Annotated in this window: 1 protein-coding gene; it reads right to left on the bottom strand. The window is 68.3% G+C overall.

Annotated features, from left to right (window positions below; all coding sequences use genetic code 11):
* Positions 1-1041 (bottom strand): dihydropteroate synthase (locus ACFPP6_RS36435; protein ID WP_382051140.1); only part of this gene is annotated, 1041 nt, incomplete at both ends.

Below are 1041 nucleotides of genomic sequence, written 5' to 3'. Positions count from 1 at the left end.
CGAACAGCTCACCGACGACCTTCATGCCCTCCAGCAACGTGTCATTGACGATCTCCAACGCCGGACGCGCCGTCAGCGCCTCGTCCAGATCGGCCTCCAGACCATTCTTCTCGCCGTCGATGATGCGGCGCTGGAGCCGCTCGTCGAGCGGCAGGGCGAGGAGCTCCTCGGCCTTCCCGGCCTTCATCGACTTGGTGTCCACGCCTTCGAAGAGCTCCAGCAGGTGCTGCAGGGGGTCGTAGCCCTCGCGGCGCCGGTCGTAGATCAGGTCGTGGGCGGCTTGGACCTGCTCCTCTTCCAGGCGGGCGATCGGGAGGATCTTCGAGGCGTGCACGATGGCCGAGTCGAGGCCGGCCTTCACGCACTCGTCCAGGAAGACGGAGTTGAGGACCATGCGGGCGGCCGGGTTGAGGCCGAAGGAGATGTTGGACAGGCCCAGCGTGGTCTGCACGTCGGGGTGGCGGCGCTTGAGCTCGCGGATCGCCTCGATGGTGGCGATGCCGTCCTTGCGGGACTCCTCCTGGCCGGTGCAGATGGTGAAGGTGAGGCAGTCGATGAGGATGTCCGACTCCTGCACCCCCCAGTTGCCCGTGAGGTCGTCGATCAGGCGTTCGGCGATCTCGACCTTCTTCTCGACGGTGCGGGCCTGGCCCTCCTCGTCGATGGTGAGCGCGATCAGGGCGGCGCCGTGCTCGACCGCCAGCCGGGTGATCCTGGCGAAGCGGGAGTCGGGGCCGTCGCCGTCCTCGTAGTTGACGGAGTTGATGACGGCGCGGCCGCCGAGCTTCTCCAGGCCGGCCTGGATGACGGCCGGTTCGGTGGAGTCGAGGACGATGGGGAGGGTGGAGGCGGTGGCGAAGCGGCCCGCGATCTCGGCCATGTCGGCGACGCCGTCGCGCCCCACGTAGTCGACGCACAGGTCCAGCAGGTGCGCGCCCTCGCGGATCTGGTCGCGGGCCATCTCCACACAGTCGTCCCAGCGGCCCTCCAGCATCGCCTCGCGGAACTTCTTCGAACCGTTGGCGTTCGTCCGCTCGCCGA

This window comes from Streptomyces aureoversilis (genome assembly GCF_042657885.1).
In the GTDB taxonomy this organism is placed as follows: Bacteria; Actinomycetota; Actinomycetes; order Streptomycetales; family Streptomycetaceae; genus Streptomyces; species Streptomyces aureoversilis.
Note: the sequence above shows the minus strand (reverse complement) of the source record. Positions and strands in the feature narration are given on the sequence as shown.